The sequence below is a fragment of the Streptomyces sp. NPDC017202 genome (genome assembly GCF_044331705.1).
Classification (GTDB): domain Bacteria; phylum Actinomycetota; class Actinomycetes; order Streptomycetales; family Streptomycetaceae; genus Streptomyces.
On record NZ_JBIRNP010000030.1, the window covers coordinates 37,962 to 54,853 of the forward strand.

Below are 16,892 nucleotides of genomic sequence, written 5' to 3' on the forward strand. Positions count from 1 at the left end.
AATTGAGGAGCAAGTCAATGTCGAACACGAACCAGGGTCCGGTGACCGTTCTCGGTCTGGGAATGATGGGCGCCGCCCTGGCCACCGCCTTTGTGAAGAACGGCAATCCGACCACCGTGTGGAACCGTTCCGCTGACAAGGCGGACGCGCTCGTCGAGCAGGGCGCCGTCTTCGCCGCGGACATCAAGCAGGCGATCGCGGCCAGCCCGGTCGTCGTGGCGTGCGTCTCCACCTACGAGGTGCTGAACGACCTGTTCGCCGGTGCCACCGACGAGCTGAAGGGCAAGGTGGTCATCAACCTCACCTCGGGTACCCCCGAGGACGCCCGCGCCCTCGCCGTCTGGGCCGAGCAGAACGGCGTGCGCTACCTGGACGGCGCCATCATGGCCGTCCCGCAGATGATCGGCCTGCCCCAGGCCCTGATCTTCTACGCCGGTGCGCAGGAGCTGTACGCCGAGCACGAGGAGCTGCTGAAGCCGCTCGCGGGCACGAACGTGTACCTGGGTGCGGACACCGGGGTCGCGATGATCTACGACCTCGGTCTGCTGTCGCTGCTGTGGTCGAGCCTCGCGGGTTACTTCCACGCCGTGGCCCTCGTGAACTCGGCCGGCGTCTCGGCGGAGGCCTTCACCCCGTTCGCCCTGACCTGGATCGAGCACGTCATCACCCCGTCGATCCCGCAGAGCGCCAAGGAGATCGACTCGGCGAGCTTCGACACCGAGATCTCCAGCCTCGGCGTCAACAAGGCCGCGATCGAGCACCTGGTCGCCACGAGCAAGCAGCTCGGCATCAACAGCGACTTCTCGGCCGCCATCCAGGCGCTGATCGAGCGTCGCGTCGAGCAGGGCCACGCCGGCCACAGCCTGGCCAGCCTGGTCGAGGCGTTCAAGCAGGGCTGACCCCCGACGTCCCCCGCCGGGACGTCACGCACACGGTGAGGCAGGAACCCGCTGGGCGGGACACGGCTTCGTGCCGGGTCCCGCCCAGCGGCGTGCCGGACGGGCACGGATCCCGGCAGGCCTCCGTGCGCGATCCGGCTGCCCGCCGTGCTCGCGATGCGGGCAGCGGGCCGCGGGCCGCACCTCACCCTGGCCGGCTCCGCCACGGCCACGGCCGGACGCGTGCGTGCGGGCGCGTGACTCCAGCGGCTCGCCGCGGGCGGCGTGATCCGAAGCGGCGTACCACCCGGCCGCGCGCACCAGTGCGGCTCGCGGCGGGGTGCGGACGGTGCGGGCGCAGGCCCGGCACAAGTGCGGGCGTATGCAGGGTGGTTGGCACGGGTGTGGTACGGGCGCGGGCGCGGACCGGTGGTCGACACGGGCTCGGGCCCGGCGCGAGCCCGGTGCGGACGTGGGCGCAGGCGCGGTGCGAGCGCAGGCGCGGTGGTCGGCACCAGGCACAGGCCCGGCACAGCGACGCGGTGCGGGCGGCGCGGTGCGGGGCGCCGACCGATGGCCGGTGGTCGACACAGGCTCGGGCCCGGCGCGAGCCCGGTGCGGACGTGGGCGCAGGCGCGGTGCGAGCGCAGGCGCGGTGGTCGGCACCAGGCACAAGCCCGGCACAGCGACGCGGTGCGAGCGGCGCGGTGCCGGGCGCCAGCCGGTGGCCGGTGGCCGGCACAGGCTCGAGCCCGGCGCGGGCGCGGTGCGGGCGCACGCGCGGTGCGGGTGAGGGCCGGCACAGGCGAGGGCCGGTGGTCGGGACGTGGTTTTCGTCCCGGCCGCCGGCCCTCGTGAGGATCGTCCCGTCCGTTACGCGGCGGGCAGCGCCAGGGGACGCTGATAGCCGCCCCGGATGATGTCGCAGGTGTCGCGCAGGGCCGTCTCCAGCCAGGCGATCTCGTCGTCCGACAGCAGGACGGACGGCTCGAAGCGCAGGGTGTCGGGGGCGCTCGCGGTCGGGAACGTACGGACCCGGTGGCCGCGCAGCAGGTGGCCCGCGGCCAGATAGCCGAACAGCCCGGCGCGGGCCGCCTCGGCGATCGGGGGGACCGGAGCTTCGGACTGGTCGTGGAACTCCAGGCCGAGCATCAGGCCACGGCCGCGGACGTCCTTGACGACCTCGGGGAAGTCCTGCCGCACGGAGTCCAGCATGGCCAGCAGCCGCTCGCCCCGTTCGGCGGCCCTGCGGTAGGCGGCGCCGTCGTCGGCCTCCAGGAGCTCGAGGACCTTCAGGGCGATGCGGTTGGAGAAGCCGTCCTTGGCGAAGGTCGAGCTGTGGATCAGCTCGAACTCGCCGCGGTAGCGCGAGGCGCGCACCATCAGCACCGAGATCTTGGCGAGGCCGCCGCCCAGGCTCTTGGCGAGGGTGTAGTAGTCGCCGCGCAGCCCCAGGCGCGTGCCGGCCAGGAAGTCACCCGTGCGTCCCATGCCGCTCTGGATCTCGTCCACGATGACCGGTGCGCCGATCTCCGCGCAGACCTCCTGGATCTCCCGGACGAATTCCGCCGACAGCTCGCGGATGCCGCCCTCGCCCTGGATCGGCTCCAGGACGAACGCGCAGACGACGGGCGCCTCGTGCTCCGACAGCCGGACCCGGCCGTCCTCCAGGGTCAGGCCGAAGAGCGTGGCGCGCTCCTCGTCGACGATCTTGCGCAGGGCGCCCGGCTGGCCGAGCGGGACGAACCGCGCCTGCGCGGCCAGCGCCCCGAACGGGACGCGGTAACCCTCGTTGTGGGTGAGCTGGACCGTGCCGACCAGCTTGCCGTGGAAGGAGCCCTCCGGGGTGAGGAAGACCGGCGGGCGCCCGGCCAGCTCCTCGTTGTGGGCGGCGAGGCGGTCGATCAGCTCGTCCAGCGCGGCGGGGGCCGGGCCGTCCGTGGCCACGCCGAAGCGGGCGAGGACCTCGGCGGGCACCGTCGCCGAACCGTCCCGCACGGCCGCGCGCGCCGCGTCGAGGCCTTCGCGGACGGACTCCAGGAGCGCACCGAGGCGGGCGCCCCGGTCCATCTCGGCGTGCTTGAGGGCGGCCTCGTTGGCCTCGGCGCCGGTGTTGGCGAAGACGGCGAAGAACGGCTCGTCGTCGCCGGTCTCGCGGCGGACGATCCGGTCCAGGGCGAGCGCCAGCTCGGCGGCCTCCGGGTGCAGGGAGAACTGCGCGTGCACCGGGACGCCGCTGTCCAGCAGCTCCTTCGCGTACGCGGTGATCGCGGGGTTGTTGTGGCCCAGCAGCAGCGAACCGTATCCCCCCGCGTAGTCCACGACGGCGACCTCGCGGCCGTCCTCGCCCCGCTGGTAGAGAAGGTTCCCCTCGGCGCGGACGTATTCGGCGTCCAGGCCGGCGGAGGCCAGCACGGCCCCCAGATGGGGTTCGGCCAACTGCGTTTGCTCGGCGGGGGCATTCGAAGCATCGGTCATGGGGCCAACATGACCGAATGCGCGCCAGCGTGCGGTAACAGCGCGGTCATCGGCGGCCGTCGGCGCGGCCAAAGGCATCGATTACTTGGCGATTAGACGCGAGAAAGTGCCGAGCGGATACGTTTTCCACCCACCCCTTTATTGCGTAGGGGGCCCTCAAGCCGAATCCGAAGAGGGGAAATGACTCCTGCATCCGCAGAGCTCGAACCCGCAGCCTCGCGGACGGGGCTGCGCACGTCTGTCGAGGCCACTTCGCTGCGGGATGTGATGTCCCAGTTCGCCACCGGCGTCACCGTGCTCACGGTGGGTGGCGACCACATCCACGCCATGACGGCCAACGCCTTCAGCTCGGTGTCGCTCGCCCCGCCGACCGTGCTGGTCTCCATCGATCACAGCGCCGTCATGTTCGACGAGCTGACCGGGGCCGGGCACTTCGGCGTGAACATCCTGGCAGCCGGACAGCAGTCGCTCGCCCGGCACTTCGCCGACAAGAAGCGTGCCCTCGGGCTCGCACAGTTCGACGACGTCGAGTGGGCGCCGGGCGGGCGCACGGGCGCCCCACTCCTGGCCGGCGCGCTGGCCTGGCTGGAGTGCGACGTGATCGACGCGCACGCCTCGGGCGACCACACGATCTTCGTCGGCAGGGTGCTGGACTGCCGACGGGGCTGCGACGACGCGGCGTTGACGTTCTTCGACGGGAAGTTCGGCCACGCCCCGCGGGCCGCCTGACGACTCCGCACGCCATGACGGCGCGCGGTCGTACACACCAGCCGCACACCCCGGCCGCACACACCGGCCGGACACGACGAATCACACGAAGGAGATGCTCATGACCGCCTCGACCCCCGAAGTCGACCTGTACAGCCTGGAACTCACCGATGACCCGGAGGTCCAGAACGACGTCTTCCTGAAGATCTTCAACTCCGGGGACGGCGCCGCCTTCGACAACCTCTACCTCGACGACGCCATCTCCAACCTGACGGGCGGCCCGCTGACCGGTGAGGCCCGCACCAAGGGCATCATCGAACTGCTCGCCAAGGGCCCGACGCTGAAGTCCGTCGTCAAGCACTCCTACACCGCCGACGACGTCACGCTCATCGTGGTCGACTTCGAGCTGGGACTGCCCGGCGAGGACGGTGAGCTGGTCCAGGTCAAGGGCAGCTGCACCGACGTCATCCGCCGGACCGAGGACGGCAAGTGGATGATGGCGGTGGACCGTCCGGTCGCCGACATCAGCGTCTGAACCGTCTGACCCGCACCACCCGCACCACCCGTGGCACGACGGACGAGGCCGGGTTCCCCCGAGGGGAGCCCGGCCTCTTCGCGATGTGCCCGCTGGGTCGCGGTGCGTGGTGTCAGTCGCGCGGCTCCTCGCCGAACGGGTCGTCGACGGCGTACAGCCACGAGCCGTCCGCCTGCTTGCGCAGGACGTCCAGGCCGACGCCGCGCAGGCTCTCGCGGCCCTCGCCGCTCGCGGTGTTGATCTCCATGGTCCAGTCCACGACCAGCAGGGCCGTGTCGCCGGTGACGTACGCCTCCCGCAGGTCGGTCTCGATGTGCGGCCGCATGGTGGTGAGGAATTCCTCGATGGCGGCCCGGCGGTCCGCGCCGCTCACCGGATTGCCCTTCTCCCACGCGATGATGCCGGCTTCGGTGTAGTGGGCATTGACGCGCTCCGCGTCGCCCGAGTTGAAGGCGGCGACATAACTCTCGAGGTGCGCCGCGAGCTCCTTGGGAAGCTCGACGGCCGTGGCGGTGTTCGACATTCTTCTGTCCTCCGGAAAGTGAGGATGGAAAGAGCGATGAGGTGACAACTACGCCGAAAAGCTATCCGCAGGCCGGAAACCCGGGGCTCACCGAGGGGTAACGCCGCACGCCGGAACCCGGCACCGCGGCTCCGATTACCGGGCCGTGATCACACGCTGGACCTTTGGAAGACCCCAGGTACATACCGTCGATGGAGGCCGCGCCGAGCCGTCCGGGCTCCGAATGCGCAGGCGGACGTCTTGGACCGTTGCGACAGGCAGAACGGAAAGGGCACCCGACAGTGACGACCAGCGAGCACGACACCCACGCAGAACCCACCTGGGAGGGCGGCGCGACCGGGGACCGGGCGGAGCCCATTGCTGTCATCGGCATGTCCTGCCGGCTTCCAGGCGCCGACTCCCCCGCCGCGTTCTGGGACCTGCTCACCCGCGGCGCCGACGCCATCACCCCGGTACCGGAGGGGCGTTGGGGCCCGGACGGGCGCTCCCTCGGTGCCGGGCGCGGTGGTTTCCTCGACGCCGTCGACGCGTTCGACGCGCCGTTCTTCGGGATCTCCCCGCGTGAGGCGGCGGCCATGGACCCGCAGCAGCGGCTCGTGCTGGAGCTCGCCTGGGAGACGCTGGAGGACGCCGGCGTCGTCCCCGCCTCCTTGCGCGGCAGCAGGACGGCCGTCTTCGTCGGCGCCCTGCGCGACGACTACACGAGCCTGCTGTACCTGCACGGCGCCGAAGCCGTCACCCAGCACACCATGACCGGCGTCAACCGCGGTGTCATCGCCAACCGGGTCTCGTACCACCTGGGCCTGCACGGTCCGAGCATGACCGTGGACTCCGCCCAGTCGTCCTCGCTGGTGGCCGTCCACCTGGCCTGTGAGAGCCTGCGCACCGGCGAGGCCGACGGCGCGCTGGTGGCGGGTGTGAACCTCAACCTGCTCGCGGAGAACGTTGTCACCGAGTCCCGCTTCGGGGCGCTGTCGCCCGACGGGACCACCTACACCTTCGACGCCCGCGCCAACGGCTTCGTGCCCGGCGAGGGCGGCGGCATGGTGCTCCTGAAGCCGCTGAGCCGGGCGCGGGCCGACGGGGACCGGATCTACGGCGTCGTCCGCTCCAGTGCCGTCAACAGCGACGGCGCCACCGACGGGCTCACCGTGCCGAGCGCGGCCGCCCAGGAAGCGGTGCTGCGGGAGGCGTACGAGCGCGCCGGGATCGCCCCCGACGAGGTGCAGTACGTCGAACTGCACGGCACCGGCACCCCCGTCGGGGACCCGCTGGAGGCCGCCGCGCTCGGCGCCGCGCTCGGCCGCGGCCGCACGGCCCGCACCGCCCTGCGCGTCGGCTCCGTGAAGACCAACATCGGCCACCTCGAGGGTGCCGCGGGCATCGCCGGCCTGATCAAGACGCTGCTCAGCCTGCACCACCGCAGGCTCCCGGCCAGCCTGAACTTCGAGACCCCCAACCCGCGGATCGCACCGGACGAGCTCGGGATCGCCGTGCAGCGCGAACCGTCGGCCTGGCCGGACGAGGACCGGGCGCTGATCGCCGGCGTCAGCTCCTTCGGCATGGGCGGCACCAACGCCCACGTCGTCGTCTCCGAGGCCCCCGCCGACCCCGCCGTCACCTCCGAGGCCCCCGCCGACCCCACCGCCGTCGCCGGCCCCGGCGCCCCGGCGGCCGGCGTCCCGCTGCCGTGGATCGTCACCGGCCACGACGGGGACGCGCTGCGGGCCCAGGCCGCGAAGCTGCGGGCCTTCGCCGCCGAGCGCCCCGGTCAGTCGGCCGAGGACACCGGCCGGGCGCTGGCCACCACCCGCACCTTCCTGGGCCACCGCGCCGTCGTCGTCGCCGACGGCCGCGACGCGCTGCTCGCCGGCCTGGACGCGCTCGCCACCGGGGCCCCCGCCGCCTCCGTCGTCTCCGGGGCCGTACGGCCCGGCGGTCTGGCCTTCCTCTTCACCGGTCAGGGCGCCCAGCGCACCGGCATGGGCCAGGAGCTGTACGCGGCGTTCCCGGCGTACGCCACCGCCTTCGACGAGGTCGCGGCCCACCTGGACCCGCTGCTGCCGCGCCCGCTCGCCGAGCTCGTCGCCGACGACACGGCGCTGCACGAGACCGGCGCCACCCAGCCCGCGCTGTTCGCCGTCGAGGTCGCCCTCTTCCGCCTCGTCGAGAGCTGGGGGCTGCGGCCCGACCTGCTCGCCGGGCACTCCATCGGCGAGCTGGCCGCGGCCCACGTCGCGGGCGTGTTCTCCCTCGCCGACGCCGCGCGCCTGGTCGCCGCCCGCGCCCTGCTGATGCAGGCGCTGCCCACGGGGGGCGCGATGATCGCCGTGGAGGCCACCGAGGCCGAGGTGCTGCCGCTCCTCGCGGACCGCGAGGGCGCGCTCGCCGTCGCCGCCGTCAACGGCCCCCGCTCCGTCGTGCTGTCGGGTGACGCCGACGCGGCCGCGGAGGTGGCCGCCGCGCTGCGGGGCCGGGGCCGCCGCACGAAGCGCCTGACCGTCTCGCACGCCTTCCACTCCCCGCACATGGACCCGATGCTGGCGGAGTTCCGCGCGGTCGCCGCCTCGCTCGACTATGCGGAGCCGGTAATTCCGGTCGTTTCCACGGTCACCGGGGAGCCGGTGACCGCCGGGCAGTTCACCTCGCCCGACTACTGGGTCGAACAGGTCCGCCGTCCGGTGCGCTTCCTCGACACCGTCCGTGCCCTGGAGGGCGCGGGCGTGCGCACCTTCCTGGAGCTGGGGCCCGAGGGCGTCCTGTCCTCCCTGGTCGGGGACTGCGCCGCGGACGCCGACGCCGTCGCCGCCGTACCGCTGCTGCGCGCCGGCCGCCCCGAGCCGCTGACCGCGCAGACCGCGCTGGCCACCGCGTTCACCCGGGGCGCCGAGCCCGACTGGACCGCCCTGTACGGCGGCCGGCCCGCGCGCCACGTCGAGCTGCCGACGTACGCCTTCCAGCGCCGCCCCCACTGGCCGGCCGGTGTCCGCACGGCCGTCGACCCGTCGCGGCCGGCCCCCGCCCCCGAGGCCGCCGCGCCGGCCGCTCCCCCGGCCGCCACCCCCCGCGGCGAACTGGGCCGCCGTCTGGCCGCGCTCGACGGGGCGGAACGCCGGCGGGCCGTCGAGGATCTGCTGCACCCCCACATCGCCGCGGTCCTGGAGTACGAACCGGGTCGGCGCATACCCGACCACACGCCTTTCCGGGACCTCGGCTTCAGCTCCCTGATGGCCACCGAACTGCGCGGCACGCTCGCCCGGGCCACCGGCCTGAAGCTGCCCGGCGGCCTGCTCTTCGACCACCCGACGCCGCGGGCCCTCGCCGAGTTCGTCGAGGCCGAACTCCTCGGCGAGGCCGCGGTCACGGACGGGACGGCGGCGGCGGGCGCCGACGGCGAGGCGATCGCCGTCGTCGCCATGGCCTGCCGCTACCCGGGCGGCGTGGCCTCGCCCGAGGACCTGTGGCGCCTCGTCGCCGAGGGCGGCGACGCCGTCGGCGAGTTCCCCGCCGACCGCGGCTGGCCCGAGGACCTGTACGACCCGGATCCGGACCGGCCCGGCCGCAGCTCCGTGCGCCGCGGCGGGTTCCTGCACGACGCGGGCGACTTCGACGCCGCGTTCTTCGGGATCTCCCCGCGCGAGGCCCTCGCCATGGACCCGCAGCAGCGCCTGCTGCTGGAGACCGCGTGGGAGAGCGTCGAACGCGCCGGCATCGACCCGGCGCGGCTGCGCGGCACCCGCACCGGGGTCTTCGTCGGCGCCACCGGCCTGGAGTACGGGCCGCGCATGGACGAGGCCCCCGAGTCCGTCCAGGGCGGCGTGCTGACCGGCACCACCACCAGTGTCATGTCCGGCCGCATCGCCTACCAGCTCGGCCTGGTCGGCCCGGCGATCACGGTCGACACCGCCTGCTCCTCCTCCCTGGTCGCCATGCACCTGGCGATCCGCTCCCTGCGCTCCGGCGAGACCGACCTCGCCCTCGCGGGCGGCGCCACCGTCATGTCCTCGCCGGGCATGTTCGTGGAGTTCTCCCGCCAGCGCGGACTGGCCCCCGACGGCCGCTGCAAGGCCTTCGCCGACGGCGCCGACGGCACCGGCTGGTCCGAGGGCGTCGGCCTGCTCCTGCTCGAACGACTGTCCGACGCGCAGAAGAACGGCCACACCGTCCTCGCCGTGCTGCGGGGCTCCGCCGTCAACCAGGACGGGGCCAGCAACGGCCTGACGGCACCCAACGGCCCGTCCCAGCAGCGCGTCATCCAGCAGGCGCTGGCCGACTCCGGCCTGACCCCCGCGGACGTGGACGCCGTCGAGGCCCACGGCACCGGAACCCGTCTCGGCGACCCCATCGAGGCGGAGGCCCTCAAGGCCGTCTACGGCCCCGGCCACGACAGCGACCGCCCCCTCCACCTCGGCTCGCTGAAGTCCAACCTCGGCCACACCCAGGCCGCCGCCGGCGTCGGCGGCGTCATCAAGATGGTGCAGGCGATGCGGCACGGCGTGCTGCCCAGAACGCTCCACGTGGACCGGCCGACCAGCCGCGTCGACTGGTCCGACGGCACCGTCGCCCTGCTCACCGAGGAACGCCCGTGGCCCGGGACCGGCCGTCCCCGGCGTGCCGCCGTCTCCTCCTTCGGCATCAGCGGCACCAACGCCCACCTCGTCGTCGAGGAGGCGCCGGCCGGCGCCCCGGCCGGCACGGACGGGGAGTCCGCGCGGCCCGGCGGCACCGCCGACCTCGCCGGCGGGCCCGCGCCGTACGTCCTGACCGCCCGCGACCCGGAGGCGCTGCGCGAGCAGGCCGCCCGCCTGGCCGCGCACGTCACCGACTCCGGCACCAGCACCGGCCTCGCCGACTCCGACTCCGGCACCAGCACCAGCACCAGCACCAGCACCAGCACCAGCACCAGCCTCGCCGACCTCGGCTTCTCGCTCGCCACCACCCGCACCGCCTTCGAGCACCGCGCCGTCGTCGTGGCCTCCGACACCGAGGACCTGCTCGCCGGACTGACCGGGCTCGCCGCCGGCACCGGCGCCCCGAACACCGTCACCGGCACCGCGGACACCCCGGGCCGCACCGCGTTCCTGTTCACCGGCCAGGGCGCGCAGCGCGCCGGATCCGGCCGCGAACTGTACGCCGCCCGGCCGGTGTTCGCCGCCGCCCTCGACGAGGTGTGCGCCGCCTTCGACGGCCTGCTGGAGGTGCCCCTGCGCGACGTGCTGTTCGGCGAGGGCGCGGGCGCGGGGCTGATCGACCGCACCGCGTACACCCAGCCGTCGCTGTTCGCCGTCGAGGTGGCCCTCTTCCGGCTGCTGACCCACCACGGGCTGACCCCCGACCTGCTCGCCGGGCACTCGATCGGCGAACTCGCCGCCGCCCACGCCGCCGGGGTCCTCTCCCTGGAGGACGCCGCGGTCCTGGTCGCCGCGCGCGGCCGGCTCATGCAGTCCGCACCGGCCGGCGGGGCGATGACCGCCGTCGAGGGCACCGAGGAGGAGATCGCCGCCGGGCTCGCCGGACAGGAGTCCGCCGTGTCGGTCGCCGCCGTCAACTCCCCCTCGTCCGTGGTGATCTCCGGCGACGCCGAAGCCGTCGCGGAGGCCGCCCGCGGCTGGCGGGAGGCAGGCCGGCGCACCCACGCGCTGACGGTCTCGCACGCCTTCCACTCCCCCCACATGGACGGCGTCCTGGAGGAGTTCCGGGCCGTCGCGGCCGGCCTCACCTTCCACCGCCCGCGCATCCCGATCGTCTCCACGGTGACCGGCGAGATCGCCACCGCCGAGCAGCTCACCTCGCCCGACTACTGGGCGCGGCAGATCCGCGAGACCGTCCGCTTCGCCGCCGCCACCCGGCGCCTCGCGGCCGAGGGGGCCACCGTCCTCGTCGAGGTCGGCCCGGACGCCGTGCTGACGGCACTGGCCCGGCGCACCCTGGAGGACACCCCGGCGGCCGAGGTCACCGCCGTCCCCGTGCTGCGCGCCGGACGCCCCGAGGCGGAGACCTTCGCCACCGCGACGGCCGCGGCGTACGCCCAGGGCGCCCCGCTCGACGTCGCCTCCTTCTTCCCCGGCGCGGCCCGCACCGACCTGCCGGTCTACCCCTTCCGGCGCACCCGCTTCTGGCTGAACGCCGCGCCGCGCACCGACGCCCGCAGCCTCGGCCTCGACCCGGCCGAGCACCCGCTGCTGACCACCGCCGTGGAGTTCGCCGAGCGGGAGGACGCGCTGTTCACCAGCCGCCTCTCGCGCGCCGCCCAGCCCTGGCTGGGCGACCACGCGATCGCCGGCACGGTCATCGCACCGGGCACCGCCTTCCTCGAACTGGCCGTCGCGGCGGGCGGGCACGTCGGCGCCCCGCACCTGACGGAGATGACGCTGGAGGCGCCGCTGCCGCTGCCCGAGCGCGGAGCCGTCCGCGTCCAGGTGGCGGTCGGCGCGCCGGACCGGGACGGGCAGCGCCCGTTCACCGTCCACGCGCGCCCGGACACCACCGACGGCGCCCTGCCCTGGACCCGGCACGCCACCGGGCTGCTCGCCCGGGCCGGCGCGGCGCCCGCCGCCGACGCGGACCTCGCCTCCTGGCCCCCGGCCGGCGCCACCGCCGAGAACCTCGACGACGTCTACGACCGGCTGGCCGCGCTCGGCTACGCCTACGGCCCCGCCTTCCGGGCCCTGCGCGCCGTCTGGCGGCGCGGCACCGACGTCTTCGCCGAGGTGAGCCTGCCCGACGCGCAGACCGGCGGTGCCGCCGCGTACGGACTGCATCCCGCGCTGCTCGACGCCGTACTGCACCCGCTGGTGCTCGACGCGGTCGCGGAGACGGACCCGGCGCACATCCAACTGCCGTTCGCCTGGAACGACGTCACCCTGCACGCGGCGGGCGCCGCCGAGCTGCGCGCCCGGATCTCGCCCGCCGGCCCCGGGCACGCCGCCATCACCGTCGCCGACGGCACCGGCGCCCCCGTCGCCGACCTGGACCTGGCGCTGCGCGCCGTCCCCCGGGACCGGCTCGCGGCGGCGTCACACACCAGCGCCGGCTCGCTGTTCACCGTGGAGTGGAAGGAACTGCCCCCGCCCGCACCGGACACCTCCCCGGTGTGGTCCGAGGCCGTCGTCTCCGACGACTTCGAGGCCTTCGACGACTCGGTCGAGGCGGCCGACGTGGTCGTCCTGCGGGTGCCCGCCGTCCCGGACGGCGCGGGCGACCCGCGGCCCACCACCGGCCGGGTGCTGCGCCTCGTCCAGCGGTGGCTGGCCGACGAGCGGTTCGCCGGCTCCCGGCTCGCCGTGGTGACCCGGCGCGCCGTCGCCGCACGGACCGGCGACGACGTGGACCTCGCGGGCGCACCCGTGTGGGGCCTGATCCGCTCGGCGCAGTCCGAGCACCCCGACCGCATCGTTCTCATCGACCTCGACGACGACCCGGCGGCGGACTCCCTGCTGCCTGCCGCGCTCGCCGCCGAGGAGCCGCAGCTGGCCGTGCGCGACGGCCGGCTGCACGCGCCCCGGCTCGCCCGTACCCCCCGGGCGGCCGGGGCGCCCACCCCCCGCTTCGCCCCGGACGGCACGGTCCTCGTCACCGGCGGCACCGGTGGACTGGGCGCCCTGTTCGCCCGCCATCTGGTGACCGGGCACGGCGTACGGCACCTGCTGCTGAGCAGCCGCCGGGGACCCGACGCGCCCGGCGCCGCCGAGCTGGCCCGGGAACTGACCGCGCTCGGCGCCGAGGTGACCGTCACCGCCGCCGACGTCGGCGACCGGGACGCCGTCGCGGCCCTGGTCGCCTCGGTCCCGGCCGCGCACCCGCTGACCGCCGTCGTGCACACGGCAGGCGTCCTGGACGACGCGACCCTCCAGTCGCTGACCGAGGCACAGCTGGACGCCGTCCTGCGGCCGAAGGCGGACGCCGCCCGCCACCTCCACGAGCTGACCCGGGACCTGGACCTGACGGCCTTCGTGCTGTTCTCGTCGGTGTCCGGCCTCACCGGCACCGCGGGCCAGGCCAACTACGCGGCGGCCAACACCTACCTGGACGCGCTCGCCCAGCACCGCGCCGCGCACGGCCTGCCCGCCACCTCGCTGGCCTGGGGCCTGTGGGACGCCACGCACGGCATGGGGGCGTCCCTGACCGACGCCGACCTGGCCCGCTGGGCGCGCGCCGGCATGACCCCGCTCACCCCGGAAGCGGGCCTCGCGCTCTTCGACCTGGCGCTGGCCGGCGACGAGCCGCTGCTGGCACCCGTGGCCCTGGACCCGGGCAGGCTCGCGGCCGACGAGGCGGTACCGGTCCCGGCGCTGTACCGCGGGCTGGTGCGCCCGCGGCCGCGGCGCGCCGCGCGGGGCGGCTCGCCCGGTGGTACGGGCTCCGGCTCCGGCTCCGAGTGGGCACGGCAGATCGCCGGCCTGCCGGAGAGCAAGCGGGGCGACGCCGTGCTGACCCTGGTGCGGACCGTCGTGGCCGCGGTGCTCGGCCACCCGGGCGCCACGGCCGTGGACCCGGCGCGTGCGTTCAACGACCTCGGTTTCGACTCGATGGCCGGCGTCGACCTGCGCAACCGGCTGACCGCCGCCACCGGCCTGCGGCTGCCCACCACGGCGGTCTTCGACCACCCGACCCCGAACGCCCTCGCCGCCTACCTGCTGACCGAGGCGGTGGCCACCCAGGCGTCCCAGGACCAGGGCCGGGACCAGGACCAGGCCCGGCGCGAGCGCGCCGGGGCCCGCACCGACGACCCGATCGCGATCGTCGGCATGGCGTGCCGCTACCCCGGCGGTGTGTCCTCCCCCGAAGACCTGTGGGACCTGGTCGCCAACGGGGTCGACGCCGTCAGCGAGTTCCCCTCCAACCGCGGCTGGGACGTCGAGAAGCTGTACGACCCGGACCCCGACCGGCCGGGCACGTCGTACGTCCGCGAGGGCGGCTTCCTGCACGACGCGGACCTCTTCGACCGCGAGTTCTTCGGCATGTCACCGCGCGAGGCGACCGCGACCGACCCGCAGCAGCGCCTGCTGCTGGAGACCGCCTGGGAGACCTTCGAGAACGCGGGCATCGATCCGGCCACCCTGCGCGGCAGCGAGACCGGCGTGTTCACCGGCGCCATGTACGACGACTACGCCTCGCGTCTGGAGGGCACCCCGGAGGAGTTCGAGGGCTTCCTGCTCGCGGGCAACCTCTCCAGCGTCCTCTCCGGCCGCCTGTCGTACACGTACGGCCTGGAGGGCCCGGCCATCACGGTCGACACGGCCTGCTCCTCCTCGCTCGTCGCCATGCACATGGCCGTCAACGCGCTGCGCAACGGCGAGTGCGACCTCGCCCTCGCCGGTGGCGTCACGGTCATGAACAGCCCCAACACCTTCGTGGAGTTCTCCCGTCAGCGCGGCCTGTCCGCCGACGGCCGCTGCAAGTCCTTCTCCGACGACGCCGACGGCACCGGCTGGTCCGAGGGCGTCGGCCTCCTCCTCGTGGAGCGGTTGTCCGACGCCCGCAAGAACGGCCACCAGATCCTGGCGGTCATCCGCGGCACGGCCGTCAACCAGGACGGAGCCAGCAACGGCCTCACCGCACCCAACGGCCCCTCCCAGGAACGCGTCATCAAGCAGGCCCTGGCCAACGCCGGCCTGAACACCGACGACGTCGACGCCGTCGAAGCCCACGGCACCGGCACCCGCCTCGGCGACCCCATCGAAGCCCAGGCCCTCCTCGCCACCTACGGCCGCAACCGCACCACCGACAAACCCCTCTACCTCGGCTCCCTCAAATCCAACATCGGCCACTCCCAGGCAGCCGCCGGCGTCGGCGGCGTCATCAAGATGATCGAAGCCATGCGCCATGAGGTACTGCCGCCGACCCTGCACGCCGACAAGCCGTCCAGCCACGTGGACTGGGACGCGGGAGCGGTGGAGCTGCTGACCGAGGCACGGGAATGGCCCGCCACCGACGGCCGGCCGCGCCGCGCGGGCATCTCCTCCTTCGGCATCAGCGGCACCAACGCCCACGTCCTCATCGAGGAACCCCCGGCCGAGCCGCGCCCGGCCAGAAGGTCCGGCACGTCGGGAGCGGCCGGTGCGGCCGGTGCATCCGGTGCGCCCTCCCGTGTCCTGCCGTGGATCATCACCGGCAGGACCGAGAAGTCGCTGCGCGACCAGGCCGAGCGCCTGCGCCGGTTCGTCAAGGCGAGGCCCGGGCTGGAGGCGGCCGACGTCGCCTACTCGCTGGCCACCGGACGCGCCCTGCTCGACCAGGGCGTCGCCGTCCTGGGCGACAGCCGCGAAGCACTCCTCGAGGGCCTGGCCGCGTTCGCCGGTTCGACCGACGGCCGGCAGGTCCCCGGCGTGGTCGGCACCCGTACCGCCCGCCCCGGCAGGACCGCCTTCCTGTTCACCGGTCAGGGCGCCCAACGGCTCGGTATGGGACGCGAGTTGTACGAGACCAATCCGGTGTTCGCCGAGGCGCTGGACCGGGTGTGCGCCCATCTCGACCCGGAGCTGGTCCGTCCCGTGAAGGGAGTGCTCTTCGCCCCGGAGACGTCCGCCGACGCCGCGCTGATCGACCAGACGGCCTTCACCCAGGCCGCGCTGTTCGCCGTCGAAGTCGCTCTGTACCGCCTCTTCGAGCACTACGGCGTGCGGCCGGACTACCTGCTCGGCCACTCCCTCGGCGAGGTCACCGCGGCCCATCTGGCCGGCGTTCTCGACCTCACCGACGCCTGTGTCCTGGTCGCCGAGCGCGGACGGCTGATGCAGGCCGCCCGCGAGGGCGGAGCCATGGCCTCCATCCAGGCCGCGGAGGACGAAATCCGCGCCTCCCTGCTGCCGTACGGCGAGGAGCGGGTCTCCGTCGCCGCCGTCAACGGCCCCCGCGCCACCGTCGTCTCCGGCGACGAGGACGCCGTCACCGCGATCATGGAGGAATGGCGGGCCAAGGGCGCCCGGGCCAGGCTCCTGGCCGTCTCCCACGCCTTCCACTCCCCGCACATGGAGGAGATCCTCGACGAGTTCCGCGACATCATCTCGGACCTGACCTTCAGGGCCCCCGAGATCCCCGTCGTCTCCAACGTGACCGGTGTCCTCGCCACCGACGAGGAACTGATGTCACCGGACTACTGGGTCCGCCACATCCGGGGCACCGTCCGGTTCCACGACGGTGTGCGGTTCCTGCAGTCCGAGGGTGTCACCGAATACCTGGAGCTGGGCCCCGACGGCGTCCTGACCGCGCTCGCCGCGGCGTGCCTGACCGAGGAGGAGACCGGGGTGCTCGCCCCGGCGCTGCGCCGCGGGCGCCCCGAGGCGGAGTCCGTGGCGGCGGCACTGGCCCTGCTGCGACTGCGCGGGGCCGGCCCCGACTGGACCAGGGTCCTCCCCGGCGCCCGCAGGGTCGACCTGCCCACGTACGCCTTCCAGCGCGAGCGGTACTGGCTGGACGGCCCGAACGCCCCGCTGGACGCCGCCGGCCTGGGCCTGACGTCCGCCCGGCACCCGCTGCTCGGCGCGGCCATGAACCTGGCCGACCGGGACACCCACGTCTTCACCGGACGGATGTCGTCGCACACCCACGGCTGGCTGGCCGAACACGCCGTCGACGGCAGGATCCTGCTGCCGGCCACCGCCCTGGTGGAACTGGCGATGCGCGCCGGCGAGCAGACCGGCACCGAGACACTCGACGAACTGCTGCTGTCGGCACCGTTGGTGCTGCCGGCGCGGGGTGGTGTGCAGGTGCAGGTCGTCGTCGGTGAGGCCGATGACGCCGGACGTCGTGGGGTGGAGGTGTACGGGCG

General features: G+C 74.3%; 6 protein-coding genes. 4 read left to right on the top strand and 2 right to left on the bottom strand.

The window, feature by feature from the left end; all coding sequences use genetic code 11:
• The first annotated feature begins 17 nt into the window (after positions 1 to 17).
• Positions 18 to 899: an NAD(P)-dependent oxidoreductase gene (locus tag ACH4N1_RS32995; RefSeq protein WP_398103765.1), complete on the top strand. Its 882-nt coding sequence runs from the start codon at positions 18 to 20 to the stop codon at positions 897 to 899.
• Between the two features lie 852 nt (positions 900 to 1,751).
• Here the strand turns inward: ACH4N1_RS32995 and ACH4N1_RS33000 are convergent.
• Complete coding sequence (locus tag ACH4N1_RS33000; protein ID WP_398103768.1) at positions 1,752 to 3,356, bottom strand: aspartate aminotransferase family protein; 1,605 nt, start codon at positions 3,354 to 3,356, stop codon at positions 1,752 to 1,754.
• 267 nt (positions 3,357 to 3,623) lie between these two features.
• On the opposite strand from ACH4N1_RS33000, the gene ACH4N1_RS33005 reads away from it, so the two are divergent.
• Both ACH4N1_RS33005 and ACH4N1_RS33010 read left to right on the top strand, forming a co-directional pair.
• A complete protein-coding gene (locus ACH4N1_RS33005; RefSeq protein WP_398103771.1) occupies positions 3,624 to 4,085 on the top strand; it encodes a flavin reductase family protein in 462 nt (153 codons plus the stop codon).
• Between the two features lie 100 nt (positions 4,086 to 4,185).
• Positions 4,186 to 4,599: a YybH family protein gene (locus tag ACH4N1_RS33010; protein ID WP_398103774.1), complete on the top strand. Its 414-nt coding sequence runs from the start codon at positions 4,186 to 4,188 to the stop codon at positions 4,597 to 4,599.
• A 112-nt stretch (positions 4,600 to 4,711) separates the two neighbouring features.
• On the opposite strand, the gene ACH4N1_RS33015 is transcribed toward ACH4N1_RS33010, so the two are convergent.
• Positions 4,712 to 5,122, bottom strand: coding sequence for a YybH family protein (locus tag ACH4N1_RS33015; protein WP_382784508.1), 411 nt, complete (start codon positions 5,120 to 5,122; stop codon positions 4,712 to 4,714).
• Positions 5,123 to 5,403: 281 nt separating this feature from the next.
• Here ACH4N1_RS33015 and ACH4N1_RS33020 point away from each other — a divergent pair.
• On the top strand, positions 5,404 to 16,892 hold an 11,489-nt coding region (locus ACH4N1_RS33020), incomplete at its 3' end, for a type I polyketide synthase (RefSeq protein ID WP_398103777.1).

What these genes read in the sequence shown, in the direction of transcription:
- ACH4N1_RS32995 (WP_398103765.1), top strand. Translation starts at nt 18, where the DNA reads ATGTCGAACACGAACCAGGGTCCGGTGACCGTTCTCGGTCTGGGAATG.
- ACH4N1_RS33005 (WP_398103771.1), top strand. Translation starts at nt 3,624, where the DNA reads ATGTCCCAGTTCGCCACCGGCGTCACCGTGCTCACGGTGGGTGGCGAC.
- ACH4N1_RS33010 (WP_398103774.1), top strand. Translation starts at nt 4,186, where the DNA reads ATGACCGCCTCGACCCCCGAAGTCGACCTGTACAGCCTGGAACTCACC.
- ACH4N1_RS33000 (WP_398103768.1), bottom strand. Translation starts at nt 3,356, where the DNA reads ATGACCGATGCTTCGAATGCCCCCGCCGAGCAAACGCAGTTGGCCGAA.
- ACH4N1_RS33015 (WP_382784508.1), bottom strand. Translation starts at nt 5,122, where the DNA reads ATGTCGAACACCGCCACGGCCGTCGAGCTTCCCAAGGAGCTCGCGGCG.